The organism is Sphingomonas sp. CFBP 8760, assembly GCF_014841615.1.
Classification (GTDB): Bacteria; Pseudomonadota; Alphaproteobacteria; order Sphingomonadales; family Sphingomonadaceae; genus Sphingomonas.
In genome coordinates this window covers 396,688-422,837 of the sequence record NZ_JACYUG010000002.1, presented here as the reverse complement: position 1 = coordinate 422,837, position 26,150 = coordinate 396,688, and the positions used below count along the sequence as shown (strand labels likewise).

At 56.8% G+C, this 26,150-nt stretch carries 28 protein-coding genes and 2 pseudogenes; 15 read left to right on the top strand and 15 right to left on the bottom strand.

Annotation, left to right across the window (positions count from 1 at the left end; genetic code table 11):
- The first annotated feature begins 148 nt into the window (after positions 1-148).
- Positions 149-466 (top strand): hypothetical protein, encoded by a 318-nt coding sequence (locus IFT82_RS20525; protein WP_207105736.1) that lies wholly within the window; start codon positions 149-151, stop codon positions 464-466.
- Between the two features lie 43 nt (positions 467-509).
- Here the strand turns inward: IFT82_RS20525 and IFT82_RS04895 are convergent, their stop codons facing one another.
- Positions 510-749 carry a hypothetical protein gene (locus IFT82_RS04895; RefSeq protein WP_192125029.1) on the bottom strand — a complete coding sequence of 80 codons (240 nt, stop codon included), beginning with the start codon at positions 747-749 and terminating at the stop codon, positions 510-512.
- A gap of 1,150 nt (positions 750-1,899) precedes the next feature.
- On the opposite strand from IFT82_RS04895, the gene IFT82_RS04890 reads away from it, so the two are divergent.
- From IFT82_RS04890 to IFT82_RS04880, 3 genes are all read left to right on the top strand, one after another.
- Positions 1,900-3,321, top strand: coding sequence for a hypothetical protein (locus IFT82_RS04890; protein ID WP_192125027.1), 1,422 nt, complete (start codon positions 1,900-1,902; stop codon positions 3,319-3,321).
- A gap of 24 nt (positions 3,322-3,345) precedes the next feature.
- Positions 3,346-3,576 (top strand): hypothetical protein, encoded by a 231-nt coding sequence (locus IFT82_RS04885; RefSeq protein ID WP_192125025.1) that lies wholly within the window; start codon positions 3,346-3,348, stop codon positions 3,574-3,576.
- A gap of 78 nt (positions 3,577-3,654) precedes the next feature.
- Positions 3,655-4,422: a hypothetical protein gene (locus tag IFT82_RS04880; protein WP_192125023.1), complete on the top strand. Its 768-nt coding sequence runs from the start codon at positions 3,655-3,657 to the stop codon at positions 4,420-4,422.
- A gap of 378 nt (positions 4,423-4,800) precedes the next feature.
- On the opposite strand, the gene IFT82_RS04875 is transcribed toward IFT82_RS04880, so the two are convergent.
- Both IFT82_RS04875 and IFT82_RS04870 read right to left on the bottom strand, forming a co-directional pair.
- Positions 4,801-6,579 carry an ATP-dependent nuclease gene (locus tag IFT82_RS04875; RefSeq protein ID WP_192125021.1) on the bottom strand — a complete coding sequence of 593 codons (1,779 nt, stop codon included), beginning with the start codon at positions 6,577-6,579 and terminating at the stop codon, positions 4,801-4,803.
- A gap of 70 nt (positions 6,580-6,649) precedes the next feature.
- A complete protein-coding gene (locus tag IFT82_RS04870; RefSeq protein ID WP_199860321.1) occupies positions 6,650-7,171 on the bottom strand; it encodes a MucR family transcriptional regulator in 522 nt (173 codons plus the stop codon).
- A gap of 258 nt (positions 7,172-7,429) precedes the next feature.
- Between IFT82_RS04870 and IFT82_RS21425 the strand changes: the two genes are divergently transcribed.
- Both IFT82_RS21425 and IFT82_RS04860 read left to right on the top strand, forming a co-directional pair.
- Positions 7,430-7,921: a TIGR02594 family protein gene (locus IFT82_RS21425; RefSeq protein ID WP_192125017.1), complete on the top strand. Its 492-nt coding sequence runs from the start codon at positions 7,430-7,432 to the stop codon at positions 7,919-7,921.
- A gap of 65 nt (positions 7,922-7,986) precedes the next feature.
- A complete protein-coding gene (locus IFT82_RS04860) occupies positions 7,987-8,478 on the top strand; it encodes a hypothetical protein (protein ID WP_192125015.1) in 492 nt (163 codons plus the stop codon).
- A 447-nt stretch (positions 8,479-8,925) separates the two neighbouring features.
- Here IFT82_RS04860 and IFT82_RS04855 read toward each other — a convergent pair whose 3' ends face one another.
- The 9 genes and pseudogenes from IFT82_RS04855 to IFT82_RS20740 all read right to left on the bottom strand — a co-directional run bounded on the left by IFT82_RS04855 (position 8,926) and on the right by IFT82_RS20740 (position 13,780).
- Entirely contained in the window at positions 8,926-9,117 is a 192-nt protein-coding gene (locus IFT82_RS04855) for a DUF6771 family protein (RefSeq protein ID WP_192125013.1), read from the bottom strand.
- Between the two features lie 142 nt (positions 9,118-9,259).
- Complete coding sequence (locus tag IFT82_RS20750; protein ID WP_244646499.1) at positions 9,260-10,009, bottom strand: PEPxxWA-CTERM sorting domain-containing protein; 750 nt, start codon at positions 10,007-10,009, stop codon at positions 9,260-9,262.
- A gap of 14 nt (positions 10,010-10,023) precedes the next feature.
- Positions 10,024-10,143: pseudogene (locus tag IFT82_RS21420) on the bottom strand (PEPxxWA-CTERM sorting domain-containing protein); the annotation flags it as partial.
- Positions 10,144-10,552: 409 nt separating this feature from the next.
- Entirely contained in the window at positions 10,553-11,161 is a 609-nt protein-coding gene (locus IFT82_RS04840) for a PEPxxWA-CTERM sorting domain-containing protein (RefSeq protein ID WP_244646497.1), read from the bottom strand.
- 196 nt (positions 11,162-11,357) lie between these two features.
- Positions 11,358-11,990, bottom strand: coding sequence for a PEPxxWA-CTERM sorting domain-containing protein (locus tag IFT82_RS20745; RefSeq protein WP_244646496.1), 633 nt, complete (start codon positions 11,988-11,990; stop codon positions 11,358-11,360).
- A 206-nt stretch (positions 11,991-12,196) separates the two neighbouring features.
- Positions 12,197-12,685 carry a hypothetical protein gene (locus IFT82_RS04830; RefSeq protein WP_192125009.1) on the bottom strand — a complete coding sequence of 163 codons (489 nt, stop codon included), beginning with the start codon at positions 12,683-12,685 and terminating at the stop codon, positions 12,197-12,199.
- A 78-nt stretch (positions 12,686-12,763) separates the two neighbouring features.
- Complete coding sequence (locus IFT82_RS04825; RefSeq protein WP_192125006.1) at positions 12,764-13,159, bottom strand: hypothetical protein; 396 nt, start codon at positions 13,157-13,159, stop codon at positions 12,764-12,766.
- Positions 13,160-13,170: 11 nt separating this feature from the next.
- Complete coding sequence (locus IFT82_RS04820) at positions 13,171-13,527, bottom strand: hypothetical protein (RefSeq protein ID WP_192125004.1); 357 nt, start codon at positions 13,525-13,527, stop codon at positions 13,171-13,173.
- A gap of 109 nt (positions 13,528-13,636) precedes the next feature.
- Positions 13,637-13,780 (bottom strand): hypothetical protein, encoded by a 144-nt coding sequence (locus IFT82_RS20740; protein WP_244646494.1) that lies wholly within the window; start codon positions 13,778-13,780, stop codon positions 13,637-13,639.
- Between IFT82_RS20740 and IFT82_RS21415 the strand changes: the two genes are divergently transcribed.
- The 6 genes from IFT82_RS21415 (at position 13,733) to IFT82_RS20520 (ending at position 17,787) form a co-directional block, all read left to right on the top strand.
- Complete coding sequence (locus tag IFT82_RS21415) at positions 13,733-13,891, top strand: helix-turn-helix domain-containing protein (protein WP_446740941.1); 159 nt, start codon at positions 13,733-13,735, stop codon at positions 13,889-13,891. The genes IFT82_RS20740 and IFT82_RS21415 overlap by 48 nt on opposite strands.
- 298 nt (positions 13,892-14,189) lie before the next feature.
- Positions 14,190-14,954 carry a hypothetical protein gene (locus IFT82_RS04810; RefSeq protein WP_192124999.1) on the top strand — a complete coding sequence of 255 codons (765 nt, stop codon included), beginning with the start codon at positions 14,190-14,192 and terminating at the stop codon, positions 14,952-14,954.
- 293 nt (positions 14,955-15,247) lie between these two features.
- On the top strand, positions 15,248-15,802 hold the full coding sequence (locus IFT82_RS04805; RefSeq protein ID WP_192124997.1) for a recombinase family protein: 555 nt from the start codon (positions 15,248-15,250) through the stop codon (positions 15,800-15,802).
- Positions 15,803-16,023: 221 nt separating this feature from the next.
- A complete protein-coding gene (locus tag IFT82_RS04800; RefSeq protein WP_192124995.1) occupies positions 16,024-16,536 on the top strand; it encodes a Pycsar system effector family protein in 513 nt (170 codons plus the stop codon).
- A 12-nt stretch (positions 16,537-16,548) separates the two neighbouring features.
- Entirely contained in the window at positions 16,549-17,253 is a 705-nt protein-coding gene (locus IFT82_RS04795; protein ID WP_192124993.1) for an adenylate/guanylate cyclase domain-containing protein, read from the top strand.
- A 291-nt stretch (positions 17,254-17,544) separates the two neighbouring features.
- Entirely contained in the window at positions 17,545-17,787 is a 243-nt protein-coding gene (locus tag IFT82_RS20520) for a hypothetical protein (RefSeq protein ID WP_207105733.1), read from the top strand.
- A gap of 158 nt (positions 17,788-17,945) precedes the next feature.
- On the opposite strand, the gene IFT82_RS04790 is transcribed toward IFT82_RS20520, so the two are convergent.
- A complete protein-coding gene (locus IFT82_RS04790) occupies positions 17,946-18,365 on the bottom strand; it encodes a hypothetical protein (RefSeq protein WP_192124991.1) in 420 nt (139 codons plus the stop codon).
- A 171-nt stretch (positions 18,366-18,536) separates the two neighbouring features.
- Positions 18,537-19,043, bottom strand: a pseudogene (locus IFT82_RS04785) (ATP-binding protein); the annotation flags it as partial.
- A 333-nt stretch (positions 19,044-19,376) separates the two neighbouring features.
- On the opposite strand from IFT82_RS04785, the gene IFT82_RS04780 reads away from it, so the two are divergent.
- The 3 genes from IFT82_RS04780 to IFT82_RS04770 all read left to right on the top strand — a co-directional run bounded on the left by IFT82_RS04780 (position 19,377) and on the right by IFT82_RS04770 (position 22,308).
- Entirely contained in the window at positions 19,377-20,429 is a 1,053-nt protein-coding gene (locus IFT82_RS04780; protein ID WP_192124989.1) for a restriction endonuclease, read from the top strand.
- A gap of 23 nt (positions 20,430-20,452) precedes the next feature.
- A complete protein-coding gene (locus IFT82_RS04775; protein WP_207105732.1) occupies positions 20,453-21,871 on the top strand; it encodes a pentapeptide repeat-containing protein in 1,419 nt (472 codons plus the stop codon).
- 275 nt (positions 21,872-22,146) lie between these two features.
- A complete protein-coding gene (locus IFT82_RS04770) occupies positions 22,147-22,308 on the top strand; it encodes a hypothetical protein (RefSeq protein WP_192124985.1) in 162 nt (53 codons plus the stop codon).
- A gap of 11 nt (positions 22,309-22,319) precedes the next feature.
- On the opposite strand, the gene IFT82_RS04765 is transcribed toward IFT82_RS04770, so the two are convergent.
- A complete protein-coding gene (locus tag IFT82_RS04765) occupies positions 22,320-26,150 on the bottom strand; it encodes a hypothetical protein (protein ID WP_192124983.1) in 3,831 nt (1,276 codons plus the stop codon).

Sequence of the window (26,150 nt, the reverse complement as noted above, 5' to 3'; positions counted from 1 at the left end):
TCAGCACGCCCGTGTGAATCCCCTTCGACTCAGGTCGGCCGGAAAACGCTCTAATGGTTAATATCTCGTATGGTAAACGCGAAGTCAGCATTGACCTGCTAATTTCGCAGGATGGATATGCCTAAACGCCCTCATCGCTCCACGGAAAATGGCCGAAATCCTAGTCCGGATGCGTCAACCCATCTATTTCGACCGTTCAGGCTATGTCGGCCTCCGCAAACCGGGTATTCCGCACGGAGCAGTCATGAGGAACTCCATTCCAAACCGTCGCATTGAGTTTGGTGAGGAGTCCGTCATGACACCGTGGGAAGCGCAGGTCCGAGAAATTGAAGCGGTTCCTGCCGGAAGCCGCGCACGGGTGCTCTACGTTAAATGGGCTATTCGCGGGCTGTTGACGGTTGCCGTCACAGTCGCAAGCTCGCCAGTTCTAACCAATTGCTTCCATGACAAGTGCAAGAAGGCGTAGTAACAATCAAAAACAAATCTGACGACTGATGTCGCCAGATCAATCAATGATCAGTTTTAGACCACGCCAGCTTAAATGCCACCGCGTCAGGCGTCTCATAGAATGTCACACTAACATTAAGTGAACGAGAAGCCTCATCGGGTTTAAAGCAAAAAACTGTATCGCTTTGGGTCATCTGACGACACCACATACGAATGCTATCTTCAAGGTCGCTAGCCCATTGCCGAAAATCTACATCTTCGTCATATGGAACAAACGACAGATTGATCTTTGTTGGATTCATAATACCCTCATGCTGCACTATCCCACACGGGCACCACAATTGCTGAATGACGATCCCGACGCTTGGAAGGCGATAATCGTTCAGCGATCAAAATGCTGTTGTTGTTCGACTGCAACGCTCTGCCGCCACCTCACTTGCACTACGCCCCGCGTTAGGAGCGCTCTTTAACGTCGGGTATGAGCCTATCTCTTTGAAATAAGCCACGCCGCGCTGGACGCATGACGCGATTGAGTCAGATTCTGCACCGTCAGAAGTCGCAATGTCGGAAGTCAAAATATCAGGGGTATTCTCCACAACCCCGACAGGCTGCTGCTGGGAGCACCCTGCCAGCATACAAGCGATAATCATTAAATGGCGCATGAAGTGCCCTCCCCTTCCTTTTAGCTTTGCCGGTAAGCGATGGTGGGTCAACGCCTTTGAGCCATCGGCGCAACGGGATCGACGGACGGACGTACAGCCCGAATGAGTCAAACGAAGTTTATTTCTGGGCCATAGCGATATCCGATGCGTGACACCCGCCAAAGGGCATAAATGCCGGGGCATGTCACACGCGTGCTTAACGAAGGGAACGCCTCACGGCGTCTTGTAGGCCGGGATTAGCTGATCGAGCATGGGCACATAGATCGCTATTGATCGAGGCATTCATTCACTTCGATCCATTCCCTGTTTCAATGCCGCGTTCATGTTAGGGGTGGGGTGCCTGCACCTCGACCCTCAATGATAAGCCGGAGGTGCGAAGCACCGACGCCCCATATGATCAAGACGCTGGTGCGGTCCAAGCAATATTAGGTCAACGCATCAGCGTCGATCCGATAGTAAGCGCCCCAGCTTCGCTGGTCCGGTGAGACCTTCCCTTCGAGGTGCGAGCCCCTCGACAGGAAAAGGTTCACTTCATGAAACAGACACAAACAAGCAAATACTCGATTGCTCAAATATGTCCTCTCTTTTCCATATACACCCTTATTCTTTAATGAATATAATAGGACACATAGTATGCACGCGTGTGACACCTAATTAATGACACCACCTCGCTCTGTCCTGTATAAATACTTATATAGATAATAAACAGCGACGGAGACAAATGACACACAATCTAATGTATTATTACACGGACGGGGCCTGTGGATCGGGCAAAACCTATCAGGCTCTAATGAAGATCGCAATGGCGGGTGGTCGGCACCTGTTTGTGGTCGATCGTAAAGAGACGATGTTCGCAAGACAATCGACTATGACCAAGATCGCGGTCAATAGTTCCCACTATATGCCCACGTTGTGCGTATCGTCGGATAATGACCGTAGCAGCAAGCGCATTGGCGTAAGGCGTCGCATCCACGATCTGGCCAACGATTACGCCAACCATCCGGATATGTGTGTGTTCATCACGCACGAGGGTATGCGGATGTGTGATTTCAGCGACTTTACTGGATGGTCGATCTGGATCGATGAAGTCCCCGACATCATGGATAATGAGGTGATGAACATCGCGGTGAGCCGGGTCATCTTCGAAAGCCTCTATGACCTTCACCCGATTCACAACGAGGATGGTGAACCAACCGGCTGGTCTGAAATCCTCTGCCGTAATGGTGATGTCAATCTTGCGATGATGGCCAATGACGATATCGCCAACGGTTTGCGTGCGCTTCATCGCCGGGTTTTGGAGGCAAAGGCCACGGGGCGGCGTAGCGTGATCGTCAACGGCAACGCTTGGTCCGACTTTGGCGGGGATCGTAAGTGCAACTGGTTTTCGATCTGGTCACCAGAACATATCTCGAATTTCCAGAGCGTGACCTTCCTCGCCAACGCGTTCACGGACAGCCTCACTTTCCAAATCATGCAATCTATGTGGCCAAACATCCAATGGATGGAGGTTAAGACCAAGAACACGCGCCACTTTGCCAAGCGTAAGGTGACGATCCACTATTACGCTGAATCCCACCTTGGTAGCCGTCGTTTGTTTTGGAGCGATGAAGGGAAGGCCAACCTCGCAAAGGTCTGCGCTGACATTAACATGCGGGTAGCTGGTCGATCACACATATGGATGTGCAACAGCGCCGATGCAGAGACGATCGACCTAACCGGGCGGAAGCTATCGCCCAAGCAGGCGGGATCGAACGAGTATCAGGATGTTTCAACCGCAACCTGCATCTACACCGTTAAGCCGGATGCCGATCAGCGTAAGGTTTACGAACTGCTTGGAGTCGATTCCAACTACTATACACAAACCAACGAGCGTGAGACGATTTTGCAGTTTGCGTGCCGCACCAGTGTGCGTGACCCTGCAAGCACGGCCGATCTCGACCTTTTCGTCTACGATAAGGCGCAAGCGGAATACCTGCTTCGATACTTCCAACGCGATGAACGGGGCTACGCGGTAGCGACGATGGAGCTTCACGATCTTGGGTTCGCGGATGCACAGCGTAAGTGCGGTCGCCCCACGATCACCCGGACCCCGGAAGAAAAGCGCGAGCTTGCTCGCCAGCGTAAGGCGGAACAGCGCGCCAATAAAAAGGCGGCGGGTCTGTGCGCATTAACCCGGCATCGATGCTTGGAATGGGTGGCGCTTGCAGAGTGAGATTGATAACTCGTAGGGTTCGGTATGCTCCGCAACAAAACCGTCTTCGTCCTCGGCGCTGGTGCCAGCCTCGAACTAAATTTGCCAGTTGGCGAAGGATTGAAGCAGTGGATTATTGACGCAATTCGACTCGATCCGGATCACCCCGACCAGCACTTCGCTGATTCAAATGTTGATTCCGCCGTGCTGTCATACGTCATGGAGCACGAGCGAAATCAGCAAGAATATGTTTTAGATCAGTTCAAAATAGCTTGATCGGTCATATCAAAGGCCCTACCGTTTGCGCTATCTATCGATCAGTATCTTGATTCCCAAAGGGCCAACCTTGAGATTGTGAGGCTTGGCAAAATTGGTATTGCTGCTGCAATACTTCAAGCAGAGTATAAAAGTAAGATTGGCACCAGCAAGGGTGCGCAGGCGCGCGCAATTCGAGATATAGGGTTTCAGCGCGATTTTGTTACGTCATGGCACTACAAGCTTGTGCAGTTGCTCACAGCGGGGCGACTGAAAGAAGACGCCCCACGCGTATTTGAAGACGTTGCATTCATTGTGTTTAATTATGACCGATGTTTGGAGCAGTATGTTAAATTAGCACTTACAGCCTATTACAATGACCCTACCCTTGTCGATCAAGCCATGCAATCATTACGCATAGTGCATCCATACGGACAGGTTGGAGCAATGCCTTGGCAGGATGGCGTTTCAATTCCGTTTGGTGGCAAAGCAGAAGGGCAGCTTCGCAATGTTGCCGACGAGGTTTTGACTTTCACGGAGTCGGCACGATCTGGCGTAGTTGATGAAGTTAAACTAATGATCGAAGAGGCTAACTCTCTCGTTTTAATGGGGTTTGGTTATCTCCCTCAAAACATCGACCTTTTGACGGTTAATAGACCTTCCAATGTTGATCGCGTATTTAACACAAGTTGCGGAATTTCAGACTCTGACAAGGAATACATAGATGATGATATTGAGCGGATGCTGAAACGCGAACGTAAGCCGTTAGTGGATATTGGCGTAGAAATACCGGGGTTCAGCCAATACGATGAGCGCGGCACCTGCTCTGATCTGATGAGAAATCATTGGATGCGCCTCACGCGTTAACGTGATGTTTCATCATAAATACGACAATGAGTGAAACAAATTACGGTGATCATATCGACTTCGATGGGATCGGCCTAACCGAAGATGATTTCGATTTCGATGACGCCGATTAGCCACCCCTCCCCCTTGATCGCCCCCGGTGGCAACCGGCGGAGCATTGGGAGACCACCACTTCGCCAGCCACGCACAGCGTACCCGGTGGTTCATCCATGAGATGGGGCAACAGGCGCTCACCAGCCTTGGTACGGGAGCGACACAGGATGATCCCGTCTTCTCCTTCAACGGCCGTCTGGTGAGCCTCCGTAAGCTTTTGGATGGCCTTACTGATGGTGCCCCGATCCATATGCCGAACCGGTAACGGCACTTTGCCAGCCGAGTTCAGCTATTCGCGTTCTTGATCATTGTGACGATCGCCCCGATCCGCTCTCGTAGATCAAGGATGTCGAGGTCAGCAGGCCCCGCTGCTACGACAACCCGACTTACTTTGACTTTATCAACATCGGTTTCGATCAATTCGGTCGAAGGCGGGCCAACACGTCGTTTCTTTGCCGCAATACGCTTGAAGTACAGCGGATGGTCGAATTGACCGCCATCGCCGGGGGCGTCGTAAGCGCTTGCATAGACGGCTGCCACGGCTGTCTGTAACCGAGCATGGTCTATGTAATTTTCGATCTCACGCCCCTTTGTTACCCAAGCAACACCACCGTGAGTATCAAACTCGCGCTGCAACCTCTGCTTTGTCTCGTTTATCGTACCACGAAGACTTTTCTTATCGCTATCCATGACGAGGGCGACGTTGCGATTCAGGTCTCGCAACTGAATAAATTCTGAAATTTCTTCGTCGTCTGCGGCCAAGTGACTCAACAATCGACCACCATAAAACATAATCGCGTAATGCACCCCCTCAATTAAATCGGGATTTGCCGCCTTGATCCAATAATTGATATAGGTGCGGTCCGATGGCCCCTCTACCCATATCACGGCATTAGCTTGGATAATATCAGACGCACGATGTCCGAGGTCGAGACATATCGCGTAACGTTCTTTCTTTAAAATAGCCTCGCTGATATGCGTGGTGCCACCCTCCTGATACACATGGAATATTGCCGCCCCCGGAGTGTCGATGAACGCTGCTGAATGTGTCGCAATAAAGTACTGATTTTTGGTGTTGTCGGCCAAATACCTTATCAATTTGCGTTGAAGCAATGGATGCAGATGTATTTCTGGCTCTTCAATGCAAATAATTTGTTCGTCAGCCAGCGTGCAGAACGCTGCGATCATGATTACCTCATGAATGCCCGTTCCCAGCGATGACAACGGCAATACTCGATCATCCATGTGCACGAGAACGTGCTCACGGCTATATGGTATCTCGATTACAGCGTCAGACCTGCCGGTCACATATTGCAGAAAGCCATTAATTCTATCAAATTTTTCCCGTTGGTCCCGCTTGTCAAATTCAGGATTTTGAATAGACGCAAGTTGGTCTATAAGTCCAGCCCCACTATAATCTTTGAACGCATCGCCTTTTGGACCGATTTGTCGAATAGCTGGAATAATACTGACACTTGGCAAATCTATGTTTAGCGACTTACTAATCACTTGCAATGTTTCTGGTATCCAATGATCGATTATCGATCCACCAGACCTATTCGTGATACCGGACCACAACCTATTCCAGTGATAGTTATCCATTAAGCAAACCAAAGATCGAACATCTGGATAGCTGACTGATAAACCTTCGCTGTATGGCACCGGGCCTTGCGCCCAAATCACGCCATCTTCACTTACTGATCCGATTATCCGTCTTATGCCTTGCTGTACATCTGGGTTGCCTGCAACAAATGGATACCGTTGGACCATCCCTAGAAATACGTCATTAGCGGGAAGCCCAAGGGCCATTTCAATTTGTGAACTCGCCAAGCCGCCATGTCTTTCAAGATTATCGACAACTTGAAGATTCTCGTCGCCATAAGGACTGTATGCCGTCTTAAACCTTGGTGGCAAATATTTGCTAACAAAGTTCAATATAGTTGATTTACCAGCGTTATTAGCGCCGATGAAAAAATTGAACGTCTTAAAAGCTGGCATTTTTTGCGCAGCAGACCCGATGCCACGGTAATTTTTGAGAGATAAGGCTTTGAGGTAGATTGGCATAGGGTCTCACAAACGTCGTTGGAGTTTTTCCATGCATGGCCCCCGACGCTGGCCGGGGGCCATACTCATTTCAGCCTTCCAAATGGGCTTTCGCAGCGTCGGTTGCCGATTTACGCGACTTGCGCACGGGTTTATCCGCCGGGGCGGCATCATCGGTTTTCTTCACGACCTTCTCACCAGCCTTGCGGCCAAGACCGATGCGGTGAGCCATCTCACGACGGCTGTCGGAATAGCTCGAAGCGACCATCGGGTAATCAGCTTTCAGACCATACCTAGCCCGGTACTCGTCCGGGGTGAGGCCATTGCTGGTCAAATGACGACGCAGCGTCCGGTACGGCTTACCATCGATCAGGCTGATGATGTGGTCCTTGCTCGCCAGCGACTTACGCACGGTCACCGCAGGGGTGTATTCCTGCGGAGCTTCCTCCACAGTCGCCGAAGCACCGCCGTCAGACAATCCCGTCACGCTCGCATACATAGACTGCAAAAACGCGGGGACATCATCCGGGTTTACGCGACTGTTGGGGTTCGCAAGCCATGCTGCCGTCAGTGAGGCAGCAAGCTCGACTGCATCATTATTCTGTTCGTCCATCATAATTCCTTTCGCACGCTCAATCGTTGCTGGCGCTTAAATAGTAGATGAAGCTGAAAAGAAAACTGCCTGAAACGAGCCTATTGCTCAAAAACGGGAAAACAGGCGTGTGGCTGTCGTGCGAAGCGCTCGATTGGTTGAGGGATAACGATATTCCTTGAACAATCACGCCTGACGGCAAATTCATGATCCCGGACGAACAAGAGGAGATTTTGTTCATCATCCGCTTCGCGACGGATCGGTCATCCTAAATACGGGATGACATGGTTTCTAATTGCTACATCGCTGATCGGCACTCGTGAAATTACTGGTCCGCAGCACAACCCCACCATCCTCGCGTGGGCGCGCAAACTTGGAGCGAAGCTACTTGGCATAAGCATCACTGACGATGAAACGCCATGGTGTGCAACGTTCGCCGCCCACTGCATTTCGGAAGCTGGCCTCACCCCTCCCCCAATCGCCGTGCGTGCATCGTCATGGGCGGAGTGGGGTGCCAATCTTCGGGCCGATCGCCTCGCACCCGGTGCCATCTTGGTGTTCCAACGACCCGGCGGCGGGCACGTTGGGTTCTACGTCGGGGAAGATGCTACCACCTACCATGTCTTGGATGGCAATCAGTCAAACGCAGTAACCATCACCCGGATCGCCAAGGGTCGTTGTGTGGCTCGCCGGTGGCCACGGGGTAAGCCGGTGTTGGGTAGTCCGGTCTGGATGACATCCACAGGGACGATTAGCAAAGACGAGGCGTAGCGGCGATGCCAGCATTGTTTTGAGGCGGGCTTGGCTTTGTCTGCCAACTTGGGCAGATTGATCCGATGGGCAAACGGACGATCGCTGGTGTTTTAAAATGGGCGACAGCGATAGTCGTTGGAATAACAGCTTTTGTGGCAGCCATTATTGGACTTGGCGAACAGATTAGCAAGTTTCGGATCGCCGTTTTTGGCAACGCGGCTGCGGCTGACGCAAAGGACGGTTATGAAACCGTTTTATTTGACGATACTCCACCACTCGACAATGCATTTCAATCTATTGAAGCTCCAACACCCGAACCAATCGTTACACCATCTAACGACCCTAATAATTATCGTGTTGGAGACGAAATATATAATATGGAGCCTGTGACATTTACGGTGAAGCCACCCGACGAAACGAAAGAACCGATCATGACCCCGCCCTGCTCTTGCGTTCGGCGAGATGATCAAGCTCAAAAAGTTGAGGTCTTCAATGCGTGTTCTGCGAATGCAAAAATTATTTTGATGAAATACCCCCACTACCCCCTTGAATCTTTCCAACCCCTTCCGGTTTAGGAAGGCCGGGAGTTAAGTGGTAAAATCACTTACGGTGCAGTAACACTATCCCCTAAACAGTATATCAGAGTCACTTACTCGCTAGACTCACTGGTAGATATACAGGTCACCGCGTGCTCAACCGGTTAAATCTTCATCACCCCCGCAACCGTCTCGACAGCATCTTCCAGTCGCGATCGTCCGCTGGGGAGAACCCGGTCACCGTCACCGCATTTGCGGTTGGTAGTGCCCTGCCTCCACGATCACCACAGCGGGTGCACCGAAAGTGGTCCATGACATTGGCGTCGAAGCTATCTGACCAACGGTGAAGGCGGAACCACTGGTAGGCGCTCCACGCATCAACGATCCCATAGTGATCGCAGCGCGCATTTCGACAGGTGACGTGGATGTTCATGCCCCACCGGCTGAAATCCGACAGGGAGCGGAAATTTTTGCTGCCCAAGATCGTCAGCCAAGCGGAAGCGCCAGTTGCTCTCCGTGATCGGCCGGGAGAGCGTAGAGGCTGTTGTAGACATGCGTCGCAAGCTCGTGGCGCGCAGCCTCCCGCAACCCCTCTTGCGGCATCGTCAGGGCCACCAGTGCCCACCCCGGCGCCTCCTCGATTAGCTCTGCGATCCGCTCGACTGTGATGATGCCCATGGCCAACTCCTTTCCCATCTAGTTAGAACGAACAGGGAACATCGATCAAGCCGGATTGATCCAGAGCAGACATGAAAAAGGGCCGCTGGCTTTCTACCCAACGGCCCGGTTTCACTCACACTCCGACCATTCAGAGGAAAAATCAGGCGTAAGTGGTCTTCGAAGAACGACGACGATAGCGGGTGCTTGCACCGATCATGCCGAAGCCGACCAGCATCATTGCCCATGTGGCTGGCTCGGGAACCGGACTAATGCTGACCACCAGATTGCTACTGGTCACGTTGTAGAACAGGTTCGTAGTCGAGTTTAACAAGCCATAAGAAAAGCTTCTTGACCCGAATTTTGAAGGATCGACAATCTCGCTGATCAAGTCCGATGACCGTGCGGTCGCGGTGAAATCAAATAAGTTGAGCCCTATCGACTCCGCGATGTTACCCGATCCAATTTGGAAGGGGTAAACATCCTTGCTGTCGGAGAAGGGATAATCAAATACGTCGAATGACTGCATATCTACTGTGTTAGAACCTGACGAATAGCCATTCCAAAGCTGCAAGCTTGATCCGGTGGGCGAGATGCGCGATGGCTTATAGTTATAGCCGCCCATCGAGAGGCTAATGTTTTCCGGAGTAAAATAATAGATATTGATTGATGGATCGGCGTCATACAACGATGTTAGTGTTACATCCGATGTATCAATCTCGAAAGAGAATGAGATTCGATCCCCGGCGTTGGTAAGGTTGTTGATTAGAACGGGGTTGAGATTCACAACACCATTATCAACCGTGGCGATCCGTTCGACTGTCCCAGATGCCTTCACCACATATTTTGCAGCAGATACGGGATAAGCGCTAATAAGGGCACAGGCGGCGACTGCGTATAACGATAACCTCATTACCATCCCCTCTCTTACGCGAACGTGATCGTCATAGCCCGACGACGGTAGCGAGCCGCCCCGGCGACCATACCGAAGCCTACCAGCATCATTGCCCACGTTGCCGGTTCAGGGATCGCCGCGACAGTGAGCACTGCCGTTGTCCCGACAGACTGGTCAACGAGATTGAAGCGCCCCGTCAACATGGTAGGGTTGCTCACGCTTCCCCTGAAAAGCTGCGGGCCTACCGCATTTCCACCGAGTATGGCTCCCAAAGCAGAAATTCCCCCTCCCGACTCGTTAGTGTAGAAGGTCACACCCCAACCCATTGGAGTAGTTGTCCAGAACAACGTCAGGTTTACCCCAACGCCAAATCCGTCCCTGTTTTCGTAAGTTGGTAATGCACTTACGCCCGGACGGTCATCGAGAATGAAGGTGAACCGGGGAACCTCCCGCCCATCATCATAGTAGCTGTAAAGCAGCGGTGCAGCGCTGGCAGGCATAGCCACGAACGCAGTGGTGGTGGCCAAGGCCGCCTTGATCATCGTCTTCATAATATGCCCCTTACGCGAACTTGATTTTTGTCGAACGGCGGCGATAGCGAGCCGCCCCGCCGACCATCCCGAAGCCCACAAGCATCATCGCCCAAGTGGTGGGTTCGGGAACGGCCGCGACGCCTGCGACATAATTGTAGGTGACGCTGACATAGCTCCAAGGGGAGGGGAAGCTGACACTCGCGGGCGAAAGGCCCGGTGAAGTGAGATTACCAAAGGCGGCAACCGGCATGATGCCATTGCCGGTATAAAATGATAAACCGTCGAAGAACGTCGTAGACACTGTTCGGCTGATCTGAACACCAATGGTTCGCGGGTCTTGCCTCCCGGACTGAAAAATCTCGTCTACGTATACGAGGCCGAAACGGGCATCGCCGATGGTTCCGGTTACACGGATCATTGGCGCAGTGGGGATTGACGGATCACCACCATAATTGAAATACAGATTACTCACGTAACGATTGTTAAACGTTACGCTCGTCAGCGTGCCCAGCAGCGGATCGAACTTCCGCAAATACGGCATTGCGGATGCGTCGCTGTAAGTGATCGTCGCAGCGGTGGCTGGTGTTGCAAATACCGCAAGAACGGCACCCGCTAAAAGCTTTGTTACCGTCTTCATCGTATCCCCCGAAGCAATTAACCAACTGAATGAGGGCGAATTGACGCAACGCAGCACGCCGTTCAAGCGACACATAAACCGGGTGTCCCGTTTCGAGACACATGGTCATCTACCGGGTAGCCATAGATATGAAGAGGGCCGCTGACCTTTTGATCAGCGACCCAGTTTCAATCATGCCTGCAAGGTCGGACTTGAATCAGGCAAAAGCAATCTTGGTGGCGCGACGACGATAGCGAGCAGTTGCGCCGATCATGCCGAAACCGATCAGCATCATCGCCCACGTGGCGGGTTCTGGAACAGCGCCAATCCCGAGATAGCCGAGCGGCTGGTTGCTTGCTTCTATGAGGTAAGACCGGAACTCGACAATCTTACCGGAATAGGAAGTCCCACCACCCCGGTAATCCTGCAAAGATAGCGCCACGGTCGCATCGCACCCACGGATGCCGAAGCTGGCGGTTGTGAAGCCGTTGAAATTCACACCAGATGGCGCACAGACGGAGGCAGTGAAGGCGTGATCAGAGGAAGTGTCTTCCAGTGTCATGCGATCCGTTGACCAACTGGCCGTTGCCTCACCGGGTTTATAACCTAGTAGATTAATAAACGAGGTGAATGAGATGCTTTGTTGCCCAGTGTCAACGCGATAAGGTCCGTCGATAGGAATGGCGAATGAAAATCCGACATTATTAAGGAAAACGCTACCCGATCGGGATGTTTGATATCCAGTTCCAGAAGTGAGTATATCATACTTGATATATGTATAAGCACATGCTGGCGTGGCTGCCATAATGAATGGCAGAGCCATTGCTATCGCAGCGACGGTAAGTTTCATAGATTTCCTCATTTATACAGCCCCCTGTTGATATTGAAAGTTTGAGAAGCCATCCGTGTGCCGGACACACGAACCGATACGGCGGCAAGCGCCGTCTTTGACTCTTGAATGAAAGCCCCCCGTAAACTGATATCATGCTGCATTTGCGAAAGGCGTGTCAAATGGTTAACCGCAAGGATCACCACGACAGCCAGTAGCCCGCCCCATCACAAGCTATCGAGCCATGCGTGCACCTCCGCTATCGACGAGAACGATTGGACAGGTGGGGCATCAGCCGCCGCCCGCACACGGGCTGCAAACTCGGAATCGATAAAGAGATGATCGGGATGGATGTGCTCGACACCATGCGCTGCGCAACCCGACGCGACGTTCTCTGTGTCATCGTCCACCAGCACCTCGATACCAATGCCCGCGCAGATGCTTCCTTTCCAGCCCCGATAGGCCTCACCCTGCGCCTCGTAGACGTGATCGGGGCAATTGGTCAGTGAGTCGAAATGCCTACGATCGAGGCCATAGGCTTCGAGATCGCGAAACACCCTGCCCTGCATACCGTGGCTGCGAAACGTGACGATGTGATGCTGCTGCCCAAGCGGATTTGCCCGAATGTAGTCTGCGATCTCATGAGCGTGACGGCTCCCGATCAGCGTATCGTCCACATCCCATCCGATGCGCGTAAATTTCGCGAGGTAGTTCATACGCGCATCCCTTTTCACGAGGGTCCGGTGGGGACTAATCGTCATCCTCGGTGAATGCCGGAGCCCACACGCTTCTACCTACCGCGCGGCGGCGTATGCCTCATGGCGGGCATCGTCCATTGCGTCATCGACGGCCTTTTGCATCTCTGCCGTCGCCTTCTCGGCTTCGCGGGCTTCCAGCTTTTCGGACTCAAGATCGACAAGGCGTTGGTGCTCATCATCATCGTATTTGATGAGCACCTCCCCATCATCGTCTCGGAATGCCAGAAACCGGACAGGGGTTTCGCCACCCCCCTTGGTCAAAGCGGTTCCGTGGCAGACCGCTCGATCGTCAGTTCGGCTAGTTTCCTTACGGTTGTTGATCGATATGATCTCACCATTAGAGAGGCTGATCGCCTCGCGGGCAATGTCAGCGCACGTCAATTCGCTCATGTCTGCCGAACATCCGGCGGACAGCGGCGCGAGCAGCAGCACCGCGAACCTCCTCATGCCAGCGCCCACTTCTCCCGAGCATACATCGTTTCCTGATCATCCGGCGCAGCCCACTCCCATCCATTCTCCAAATAATGGAGGGCGGTAAGGCGGTTGCCGAGACGACCAAACTGCACGGACGCGATGATTTGAAAGAGGATCAACAGGCCATATACCGGACTGTCCACTGCACTCGCAACGGCAGCAGCGACCGACAATGCCGCCATCCCCGCCCCATATTTATAGAGGCCACGCGCCAACAGGGGGATGCCAGCCACGGAGGAGAACAGAAAAAGCGTCCAACTCCACCCGACCTTCACGGCTTTGATTTCGCTTGTCCGCTCGTTTCGCAATTGCACCATTGCCGCCATGCATAGCCCCCATCGTCGGCGCATCCCCATGAGCGCCATATGGAAAGAATGCATATGGGATAATCGCATGTAGCTCAATCGGTTTCCGAAGCCGGTTGATTATTGCATGTCAAAGTCCGCGTTCACTGACGCTCACCGCGTAATGGTTGCGATAATGGCCCAAACCCGGCGCGATGTAGGATTGCATCAGGCCGAGCTTGCGCAACTGATTGGCAAAGATCAGAGCTTCATCTCTAATATTGAACGTGGCCAACGCCGGGTCGATATTATCGAGTTCATTGCTATCACCCGCGCAATGGGTGTCGATCCGGTTGACATATTCCGTCGCATAAATACTAATACCTCTAGTAACATTAGCATATAGAGGATAGTATAATTCTAATTTATGCGCCCGTCTTATATTTGGAGGCATATTATACTTCTATCAATTATCCATACATCAACCTTTTGATTAGCTTAATTAACTGGTCTAATTTAAGATCATCGAAAATGTGACAGATTTGGAAGGAGTGGCCTAACTCCCGCTAGGCTCAATGTATGTAGAAATGCAACAAACCGTTGCGGCAGTATATTCACGCGCTGTCATATCTGTTGTCAGTCATTGCTACTTGTATTACCCTTTAGCCAGTTGCAGTATACTGCATCCAAATTGGGGGATAAAAGTGAGAAAGCCGACACTTCCTGTTGCCTGCGTTGCTACAGCTATCGCACTTGCCGGGTGCAATAATAAATCTGATACATCGGATAACGTTGTATCAAATAGCACGGAAACGACCTCAATTAATTTGGAGGAAAACGTGTTGGCGACGGCGGATGGAGAGGCCTACGCTGACCAAACTGACATGACGCAAACTGCTCCTGAAGATCCATGGTTATTCAAAGACGAAGTTGATGCAATGTCTGATGCTCGATTGCTAAAGGCAGCGTTCAAGGTTACCGGGCAGAATAATGACGCTGAAATCATAGTTACATGTAATCCGGCCAATCCAATAATTAGATATGAAGTTAGCGGATTTGATAAATCGGGCGAGCCATCGGAACTAACAAACCGCCAATCTAATGGAGCGGCTTTGGCCCTGTATCAGATACGAGCGGATGCGGGAAAGGCATCTGTTGGCTTGTCTAGTTCGAGATATAATAATCAAATCGTAATTAGTGGTCAAACTGGACTAGCTGCCGCTAGTGCAAATACCCTTACGTTACGCCTTGAATTCAAAAATTCGGTCGAAACCTACGTGATTGGCCAATATAGCGACAATTTTCGGGCCGCAGTTCAACCATGTTTAATGGCAGGAAAAGCTAGACGAGATCGTTTGGAAGCAGAGCGGGCTAGGCGGACTGCACAGGCGGAACCGCAAACCGAACATGCTGATCAAACAGCACCGGCGGAGTTATCCGATTTAAATCCGAACAATACATCAATGTAATTACTCATACCTATTCACCTCATCTGTCCCATATAACAGATAGGTGTAAATAGGTGCGTCTCTAACGGTTACTGATAGGGCAAGCGGACGAATTGCGCATGACGTCCGCCTGCCTAAACAGACGTGCGAAATTGGGTATCATCAAGGTAAGCCAAGCCGATTGCCCGTCCTAATTGGGTAACCCTTGGCGATACAGTCCATGAGACATCGATATCGTCTCGTTTGGGTTATCCTTGACTTCAGAGACGGCTGGAGCGAGGCGGTCTAGAGGCAAACGAGACAATGGGGGCGCTATGGGCAAGACGCTGGGCTACGCGCGCATCAGTTCGGATCAGGGGCAGGACGCCGCATCGCAAAAAGCCATGCTGGAGACGCTGGGCGCAATCGTCGTGTTCGTCGATGTTGGTAGTGGATCGAAGCTCACTGGGCGGGTCCAGCTTGAGGCAGCGCTTCGGTTGCTCGAACCCGGTGATACGCTGCTGGCGCTTCATCCTGACCGCCTTGCCCGCGACACCGGCGATCTGCTCACCATCGCGAAGCGCGTGATTGAACAAAAGGCCGTGCTGCGGATCAACGACCCGCACATCGTGATGGATGGCACTGACATGATGGCGGAGGTGCTCCTGACGATCATGGGTATGGTGGGGATGATGGAGAAGCACTTCATCAGGGCGAGGCAAAAGCGTGGTATTGACGCCGCGAAGCTCAAGGGCCTTTACAAGGGCCGTCCCCCGACGATCTCGCCTGACGCCGTTCGCGAGCTTCGCCAGCAGGGGTTGGGGGCCACCGAGATCGCCAAGCGCCTCCAGATCAGTCGGGCCAGCGTCTACCGGATGTTCGACAGTTGACCCGCTAGCACGCTTCATAATTTTTATCGTTACAGTGAGTAGCGCGGTGCCGCCGTCCGGTTATGGTTTATAGGTGCCTGCGGGCGTTTTGATTGCGGGGCCTTTGGGTTATGGTCCACGTTATATCCCATATTTAGGCGGGGGATCAATTTACGCCGCTTATGCTTGTCACAAACCGATTCAGCACCTTATTAGCTAGGCGGGCATGGAAGGGGTAGGCATTGAACGATCGCGAGCAATACGAAGCGGCTGAACGCCAACACTTGCTTGTTCAATCGTTTCTTCCACGAGTAGATAGCAAGGTGTCCGCGCTGTTTGCCGTGGCGGCAGGCGAATTGGCGATCATTTGCCTGAACGTTACAAGGGCATCGTTAATCACGTGGTGGGCAGCAATTCCTCTCGCTGTTGCTCTCATCTTGATCGCCACTTCCGTTATACTACTTTATAAATGCGCGTTCCCCCATTTAGACGGTGGGCATAGCTCCCTGATTTTCTTCAAAGAGGTTGCCAAACGCACAGAAGTAGATTTTCAGAGAGAGTGGAAGGCTGCGGATTACGCAAATTTGCTGAATGACATGCTTGGTCAAGTCTGGGGAAATTCAATAATTGTAAGCAAAAAGTTTTTTTATTTGAAGTGGGCGTCTATATCTATAGCCGCCTCACTATTACCGTGGGGCGCATATCTCGCTGCCTCGTCGTTTATAACCTCAAAGATGATCCAAATATCGACATAGTAGGGGTATTTCATGACTTGGGTGGACACCCTTTCGACCGCCGTTGACAATGTTTTTAGCACGTCGCTAACTGAACGAAATGGCACCGTGGTCCCGACAACCGACTCTGTGACCAACTCGCAGGCGGTGAAGCTTAACGCGACATTCCTGTATGCCGATCTTGCGGGTAGCGCGATGCTTTCGCGGGTCTGCCCATGGCAAACCACCGCTAAAATCATGCGGGCGTATCTCGATTGCACCACGCGCCTAATTAGAGCTTGGGGCGGTGAAATCCGAAGCTTTGACGGTGATCGTGTGATGGGCGTGTTTGTCGGCGACATGAAGAACACCCACGCGACAAGCTGTGCTCGCGAGATATTCTACACGGTGGAGAAAATTCTTGGTCCAAAGGCCACGATCAAATTTGACTCAATCCGCAATAACGGCATCAAGCTGAAGAATGGTATCGGGATCGATACTGGCGAAACACGAGCCGTTCGCGCAGGAATTCGTCACAGCAATGATCTCATCTGGATTGGTAGAGCGCCAAGTTTAGCAGCAAAGCTATCAGACGTGCGAGATTACGCCTATTGCGTCTACATATCAGAAGACTCTTACAAGTTTCTTCCGGATACATCAAAGATCGTAGACGGTAAAAATATTTGGGTTGAGCAAACTTTCACATTCGCTGGGGAATCTCATAAGGCTTTTAAAACCCTTTACATGAAAACGCCCTAATTTTAGTTCGGAAAGGCGAAAAATATACTGGGGGACGGTGTAGGTGATCGTCTCTCTGGTAGGAATTCACCCGCCCCCCGCGTTGCGCGGGGACGATCGCCGGGAAGGTCAACGGCAATCGAACTCTGATCGTCGCAAAGGAGGGCATCACCCTTCAGCCTGCGACGATCCATGTTCTTATTTACCTTTGTGGTTACTACTCGAAGCGGTAATGCAGTCAATTAGAGTGACGGAGCTTTGATTCTTATGCCAAGCACTGCACAGTCTTTATGCCAATTTCTCTCGGTTCTCATGGCAATCACATCTGCCGCCAGTTGGTTTTATGGCTCACAGGTCAAAGTTACTCGCGAAAAGATGGTCGCCCGACGTAAGAGAGAGGCTGCAAAGTCGGGCGAGCCGCCGAATTTTGCGGGAATTTCTTTGGACGGCTGGGATATGTCCGACACCTTTGCAGCACAGTCTCGTTGGAATGCCGTAGGCGCGATAGCGGCTGGCATCTCGGTATTGGCACAGGCGATCGGACCGTATCTGTAGACCCTGCTCACGGCAGGCTGGTTTGGCCTTCGCTGCCCCGGCTGGCGTCCATTCCTACCTTGCACCCCTCTTGATGATGCTGGTGGTGTGGGGCGCTACCGATGATCAGATTGAGAGGCTTAACCGGGTAATCGCGTGCCGATAGATGAGGCAGACCGTTAGATAGGCTGTTCGCCAAGCGTCCAGTCAAACACCTTGTTCTTGCTGAATATCTCCACGCATTTCTTCCGATCAGCGGCAGGGTTCGGGATGCGATAATAGTGGGTGGTCTTGGCCACGCGATCGGCAACGAGACGCACGCGGTTGCACGCGGTTGGTGGCGGTTCACTCTGTGCCACCACTTGATCGGGCTTCCACGAGGTGATCGGATATGAATCGTTGTAGAGCATGACCTGACGGGAACGCCCGAACGATGAAAGCTCGTTGATCCGACAGGTCCGCTCACTGGCCATGCACCGAACATCAAGGAAGGTGGTGCCTGTCATATCCTCGCCGATGAGCGCACCTTGTGTGTGGAGGTAGCCGTTAGGATCGTCGTAAAAGGCTGGTGGTGACCACCTGATTGGAGCTTCATCCACGCGCTTGATCAGTCATAGGCCAGCGCCTCCCACGAGCACCGCCGCCGTCACGAACCCACCCACGAATTGTTTCACATGATCCCCCGATCCACCGCCTCACGAGACGGTAGAGGGTCATATCGTCAATGCGAATTGCATGACCGAACTATTATGCTTGAAAAGGGACGTGTTACGGTCGAGCAACGGCCCGGACACCTTCGCCTGATAATCCGCCGCACAGCGCGGCGCGCGGGCGCAGGCGAGACCGGGATCGCCCAGATGCCCGCATCGGCATGGGTTCATCGCCGCGATCAACTGCACCCGCGCGGGAAAGGTGACGTGTGCGTTGGCGCGCGCGACGCTGACCGTGCCCGTCTCCAACGGCTGGCGCAGCGAATCGAGGACGGCACGCTGGAATTCCGGCAGTTCGTCGAGGAACAGCACGCCCAGATGCGCGAGGCTGACCTCGCCCGGCTTCACCTTCAGCCCGCCGCCGGTCAGCGCCGCCATCGAGGCTGAATGATGCGGGGCGCGGAACGGCCGCGTCCGGGTGAGCCGGCCACCGGCCAGCGTGCCCGCCACCGACTGCACCATCGACACCTCCAGCGCCTCCGCCGGATCGAGCGGGGGCAGGATGCCGGGCAGGCAGGCCGCCATCAGCGACTTGCCCGCCCCCGGCGGCCCGCAGAGCAACAGGTTCGATACGGCTACACCATTCGATTAGCAGATACGATCGGAGATCAGAACGCACGATGGCTGTGTGTTGTACGGTAGCTCATCCGCGCATAACCGGTCGGCCGGATCGCACAGGATCGTCCGACCCTGTGAGGATAGCGGGCGGCAAAACCGTGACCGCACAGCCCGTCCAACGGGCTCCCGCAGCAACGTGCTCAGCGTACCAAACACAACGAGGATGACCATCCCGCCCCAGATCGACGAAGCCTCAGTTCCCGTGACGACGGGATCTCAACGTGCAACAAGGCCGACATGGGATGTCTGGACTTCACTGAAATACCTCGCGCCGACAGGGGCTTGAGACGCGACACCTTCGAGCTGTTCGCCCGCGAGCTGCTCCAGGCGAAGGGGTTCGAGATCGTCGAGCAACCCGATCGCGGCGCGGACGGCGGTCGGGACCTAGTCGTCCTCGAGAACCGCAAGGGCGGTTTCGGTTCAAACACGGTGAGGTGGCTGGTCAGCTGCAAGCATACCGCACATTCCGGCCGTGCGGTTAGCCCTAGGGACGAAGCCAACATCAGGGATCGCCTCGAGACGCACAGGTGTCAGGGCTTCCTCGCCTTCTACTCCCATGTTCCGACCAGCGGCTTGGGCAAGATCCTCCAGGCGCTCGATGGCACATTCCAATACGTGCAGTACGATCATGAGATGATCGAGCGAGTACTGCTCTCTGATCCGGCAGGTCGCGACGTGGCCAGACGCTTCATGCCGCGATCATTCGCGGTTTGGGAGGGAAGCTCCCAGCCGGATGCAGCGAGCGCCGGGGTGCTTCATCCGGCTGGAAGCAGCGCTGGTTCGGAGCGTGTCCGGCTCTTGGTGGAAGTGGTCAACCATCGGCGTCGCTGCGCCGACATGCGGGCGGACGAGCTCTTGCCCCAAGGCAGCGTCGTCGAGCATTTCGACGTCATCCCCTCCCTGCACTTCGGCACCATGGAATACGACGTGAACGGCCTCAACGTCGTCGTGGGACTGAAGCGCGTACTCTGCCATGTCACGTCCGATCACGGCGAGGTCCAGGCGGATACCTTCGGCAGCGGCGGAACGAGGGCATCCGATCCGACCTACAACGCCGGCGACGTGTGGGAGTTCGTCGGCCCCCAAGGCGAATTGCTGAAGGGCTACGCCCTCGGTCAGGAGGCCCTTTGCAAGATCAAGACGCGTCCGGGCCTTCCGGCGCACGCGAGGATCGAACTTACCGTGGCCCGCAGCGACATTGACTGCAGCTTCTCGCCTCCCAAGGCCGCCAACCAGGCGACGCGAAAGGTCATGGCGCGCTTCCTAGAGAAGGCTTCGTTCCAAGAGGTCACTGATCATTTTGTGCTTTCGACCGTGGAAATGAAGAGCCAGTGAAGCGACGGAGCGAAACCGGCGTCATGTCCGAATTTCGGATCAGCGCCACGCTTCATCGGCTTCTGGAAGCGGACGGCGCGCCGTTCTCCGAACTCGTCGTTATCGCGGGCCTGGAGCCTGCGGTCGACTTCAGGCACTCGGACCTAAGCGGCGTCGACTTTGCAGGATCTGATCTCAACGACTTCGACTTTTCGGCAGCCGACCTTTCCGGCGCCTCCTTCGTGGGCGCCCGGATCAACGGGACGCGTTTCCGGGGGGCGAAGATCGCCGGCGTGGCATGGCCCGAAGGCTATGCCCCGAACGAGCAGGAACTGGGGACGGCGACGATGGCCCTTTCCCCAATCCAGATGGAGATCGTAGACCGACTCACGCGCAACCTCCATCTCGCTGATCCAGGTCGTGCACTGGCCATGTTGCCGAACGGGCTCGGTCAGACCGCCATCCTAGCCGCCGTGCTCGGCAACCTGCGCGAGACGTCGGACCTCCGAAGCGCTCTGATACTGACCGAGACGATCGCCGAGCGCGAACAGGTTGCCGATCGCCTGCGGCATGCGGGCTTCCAGGTCAGAACGGGTGAGAGAGGTTTCGACAAGGGTGCATCCTCCAGGGGCGGCGGGTTGAGGATCGAGACGTTCGACAGGCTCCACCGGCACCTGCGGGACTTGGACGAGCGTTCCGCTCCGCGTGCGCTAGATCTCGGGTTCAGCCATGTCGTGCTGACGTCCCTCCCGCAACGACGCAGGTCCGACATCGCCGCCCTCGCCTACCAGGACGAAGCGCCATCGATACTGGCCTTCACAAAGCCCTTTCACGACAATGTAGATGCGGAAGGCCTCCTCATCGGCGAAAAGATGCGCGATATCTTCCCCACTCCCGCGGTGGCTTGTTCATTAGAGGACGCCATGCGCGACGGCGTACTGCAGCCGACTAAGATCACGACGAAGCGCGGCTTCCTGGACGACGTCGCGGCTCCGCAAGGCGGCGGGGTCGACAATTCGATGTCCGCCATGAACGAGGTGGCCTACGACTTCGTGAAAGAGTTGAACAACCTCCCCTTCAGCGTTCCGGGCCTGATCATCATCCCCGCAATCGAAGCCGTGGACAGGTTTGTCAACATATTGGACGAGACCTTGCACTTCGTGGGATCGGGCGAACGGCGCAGGACCCCCATCCCGATCTCCAGCAGGCATAAACGTGGCCCTCAGGATCTCCGGCACGGCGTTGGAGGCGCTGTCTTCGTCATGACGCCCCAGATGCTGGACGGCTTCGACGTGGGAGAGGCCGGACTGGTCGGCGTCATGGGGAAGCTCCCCTTGAGGCACATTGCGAAGCTGGCGTTCACGCCTGCGGCCCGCCCGATGCGAACGATTATCGACTACACCGGCGACAACTTGCCCGATGCCGTGGCGAGCCTCTCACAGCTTGATCTTCGATCACCGTAGGCGAGTTCCGAACTCGACTGACGCACATCAAATCCCGTCGTGGGCCGGAACCCGTGCCGCGCGTCGAAGCGCTCGCACGACATCATCCGCCGCGCCCTTCCGGCGGCAGGTCCTCAGCGTGTCGCCATCCACGACATGCGCGGTGCCGGCGACCGCCGTCGAGGCCGCGACCGCCAGATGGGCAAGCACACCGATAATGATGTCCGCCTCCCCTACGGCCTCGCGCCGTCGTCAGGCGTTTCTTCCGCCAGCGAACCGTCGTCGACAACGAGCGAGTGCAGGAGCAGCTCGCGCAGGTACTCGACATGCTAGGGAATGCGCTGGACCACGGCATCGCGATACTCAAACCGAAACTCATCGCCGCTGCCGACGACCTGCGTCGTTTGTGTAAGCACCGGACGACGATCGTGCTGAGGGGCAAGACGCGACTTCGATGAGCGCCCCTCACTTACCCCACGTCCGCAACGTTCCGGTCCAACTCCGCCTGTTCGATCGCGATCCGAAGGTTCGTCAGCTCGTCGAGCAGTCCGGGAGCAGCGCCTGCGAGCGCGTCCTGCACGGCATCCGCGTAGGCGACCTCGCCCGACCTGACACCTGCCAGCATCGCGGCCGCACTACCGGCCAGATCTGCATCGAGCGGCGTCAGCGCAGCTGCGACATCGGCGCGGCGATCCTCGAACTCGTCCGCGAGACGCACGCGGACCTCGCCCTCGACGGCCGGTCGACCGGCCGACGCGAGGCCGAGCCGCTCCATCGACTGCAGCGCTGACGCCGCCGCCACCGCATGGTCGAAGTCGTTCCAAATCGCGGACCGGAAGGCGGGAAGGCCAAGTTGCGTTATCCAGGCCTCCGCGTCATCCTGTCCGATCGAAAGCGTCGCGTAGCCCGACACGGACCAGCCTGGCAGGGCTTGGCCGTCGAGCGTGGGCAGGACGGTGAGGCGGATGCCTTCGGGGAGCAGCTGGCGCGCCGCGACGACAGCAGGCGCGAAGTTCTCGGCGCCCGTCGCCGTGGCGAGGGGCGCGAGCACCAGCACCCTGCTGGGTGGCCAGGGCAGGATGGCGTCGGCGTCCCCCGCCGCATGCACCTCCGCCTCCAAGCCCTGCCCGCGCAGGCCATCGCGCAACGCGTTGGCGAGCCGCGCTCGAGAGGACGGGGTCCGTTGCGCAACCAGAGCGCCGACGGCACGCAGCGCGTTGCCGGCGCGCGCCTTCCTCACCGCGGGAGCCCAATGCACCGCCGGGAGGATCCCTCTGCCCGCGATATCGCCGCCAATGCCATGGAGCGCCGACAGGCTTCCGCGCAGCCCCGCAAGTTCCTTAGGAACGCCGCCAATGAGGTTCCAGGGCTCACTCCGCCCGGCCTCGTCGAGGTCCGCGACTAGGCCGCGAAGGGTGGCGACGAAAGCCCCGGCCCCGTCCGGCAGGTGATCGAAGCCGCGGACCACGTCAGCGCTCGCCGCGAAAACGACGTTCTGCAGCTTTGTGACGGCAGTGTTCGCCTCAGCGTCGCCCGCGCCAGACGCCTCCGCCGCCGCGACACCCGGCGGTGTCAGCACGCTCGCGGCCTCGTGGATCCCGCCAAGCGCATCGAGTACCGCCTGCGGCATGCGCTTGCCGCGCAGGATGACTTCTATCGCCCTGTCGAGCGCGGGCTGAAGGCTCCGGACCAAGTCGGCGGCCCGCCGCAGATAGTCGCTGTAGGTAGGGCTCGCGACACGCGCGGTGATCGCGTCCAGCCACCGCCGGTTCCAAGCCGGTAGCGCCGCGGTCGGCACTCCGTCGCGCGGGATGCGCTTGTCGGCGAGCGCTAGGTCCGCCGTCCCGACCCTCCCACCGTTCGGCGCGATCGCAGTCGAGGCCGCGAAGTCGGAACGCGGCGAGAGGGCGAGCGCGATCCGACAGATACCTACGACCTCGTCATGCGGGTTGCCCTGGGTGGGATCGTGAATCTGACGGTAGTCGCACCGGACCACGCGCCCGTCGGGGGTGTCCTCAAAGGACACGGGCGTGGCCCACGGAACCTCCGCGGGGAGACGGGCCACGAGGGCGTCCTCTCCCACCGCGTCCACCCACGCCACGGCCCGCGCGCGGTCCATTACGGCCAACGTGCCGAGAAGGCCCACCACGCCTTCCAATGGTCCGCCCAGCAGGTCGACGGACGGATGGCTGAGCGCTTGCGCGACGGCTGGATACATCGGGGCACCGACCTGCGCCGCGAGGAACCGGTCGAGCGTCGCCGGGTCGGCCGCACCGGACACCAGCTGCCCGATTAGGTCGGGGGACAGAGCGTCGAGGAGCACACGGCGCGGATCCCCGGCGGTGTCGCCCTTCACCGCGGTCAGATCGGCAGCGGCCGCGTCGACCTGTGGCCCCTGCCCCACCGCGATCCCCAGAGTGAGCCCCGCCACCCCGAGCATGGCCGCCGTCCCCACCTGGGTCGTCGGCAGCGCACCTACGGAGGGCATCGCGAGCCACCGCCCGACCACAGAAGAGATGTAGGCGGCACCCAGCCCCCGCAGCATCGCAGAAAGCGCGTCGATGTCCGGGGTGCGCCGGATCCGCTCGGCAAGCGCCGCCACGGCCATCGGGCCGCCGAGGCCATGCGCGCGCAGGGCGTCCGCGACGAGCGGCTCGAGGTCCTGCGCGGCGACCGCGTTGACGGCCCTGGCGAAGGTCGCGGCAAGCGTGGGAGGCGGGGTCAGGTGCGTGAGCCGGACCAGCTCCGCGGAACGCAGCTGGTGGATGCCGGTTAGCCGACCCGCCCCATCGTCGCGCACCAGGTGCTCGTCGACCAGCCGCCGCAGCCCGCGACCGACGTCGTCCTCCGCCAGTCCCAGCGCAGGCGCGATGCGGTCCGCCTCGACGGTGGCGCCGGCGGCCCCCGCCAGGGCGACGAGCCGAAGAACGGACATTTCGGCCGCCCGCACCGGATCGCGCTGACGCGCATCCACCTGACCGGCGAGGGTCTCCTCGAACCTGCGTCCCTGGGCGAGGATGTGGACGTACTCGAGCACCAGCCCCCGGCTGCGGTTCCAAGGCTCCTGCCAGCCCGGCCACTGGGTCCGCCCGGCGGCCCGCAGCTCGTCGTAGAGCCGCCTGGCCAGATCGGGCTCGGTCTCGGCGCGCACCTCGACCGCCCGCGCTCGGCCCTCTAGGAGGAAGAGGTCCTCCTCGCGTATCGACCCGAGCAGCAGCGCACCCGGTGTCCCGGCGAACTCGCGGGTGAGCGCGTCCCATCCCTCCGAACCCCGCCGGCCTACATCATCGACGACCAGGCCCACCGGGCTCCCCGGCGCGGCGCGCAGCGTTCGCAGTAGACGCCGAAGGGCGGGGATGTCGCGGCGATCGACGCGAGCGAGGCGGTACCAGCGCACCGTGTGCCTGAGCGCGTGCGCAGTGTCCCACATGATCGCCGACTTGCCCGCACCCGACGGTCCGGCGACGAGGGCGGCGCCGCGTGCCTCGAGGCCGTCCGCGAGCGCATCCCGGGCCGCGATGCGCGGGAGCACGAGGCCCGCCGCGACGTGTCCGGGCTGCACGTCGACGCCGAGGTAGAAGTCGGGATCGTTGAGCGGCGTGAGAAAGTCTACGGCCTCGCAGGCGCCGTCCCGGAGCGCCGCCTCCAGCAGATCGACGTCAATGGCGCTCAATGTGTCGGCGACGACGCGCGCGGTGTCGCTAGGAGACAGGCCGCGGTAATCCGCCGCCTTCAGCCTGCCGTTCTGGTCGGCCAGCGCCCCGACCTCTCCAAGCAGCTGGGCGAAGCAGAGCTGCGCCGCCAGCGGACTGCAGCCCGTGGTGCCGGCGATGATCTGCATGGACAACTCAGCAGGCTCGGGAGCCTCGACGATGACCGTCTTCGCGAGGAGGAGCCGACCGCGCTCGCCGCCCGGCAACGCCCGCTGGAATGCGGCATCGGGGGCGATGTGACCCTGGGTGTCCGCCACGTGCCCCTCGATCCCACGCTCCACGATGAGCTCGAGACCGACCGGTGCCGGGGCGAACTTGTCGTGCCGCTCCCAGAGCGACTTGACGTGCTCCCGCGCGGCGCTCGTCGGTAGCGCACCCAAGTGCTCGCGGCGGCTCTTCACCTGCACGAGCGTGCTCCCGGCCGCCGCCCGCCGCTCCACGTCGTCATTGCCCTCTGGTACGATTGTCGCGGGGTGGTCGAGTCCGGCCCACACGCGAACCGCCAGCCAGGTTGCTACGGCGTCCTGGTAGCGGAAGCCGCGGCCCGCGTGCGAGCCGTGGCGGTCGTGGGTCGCGGTGCGCGACAC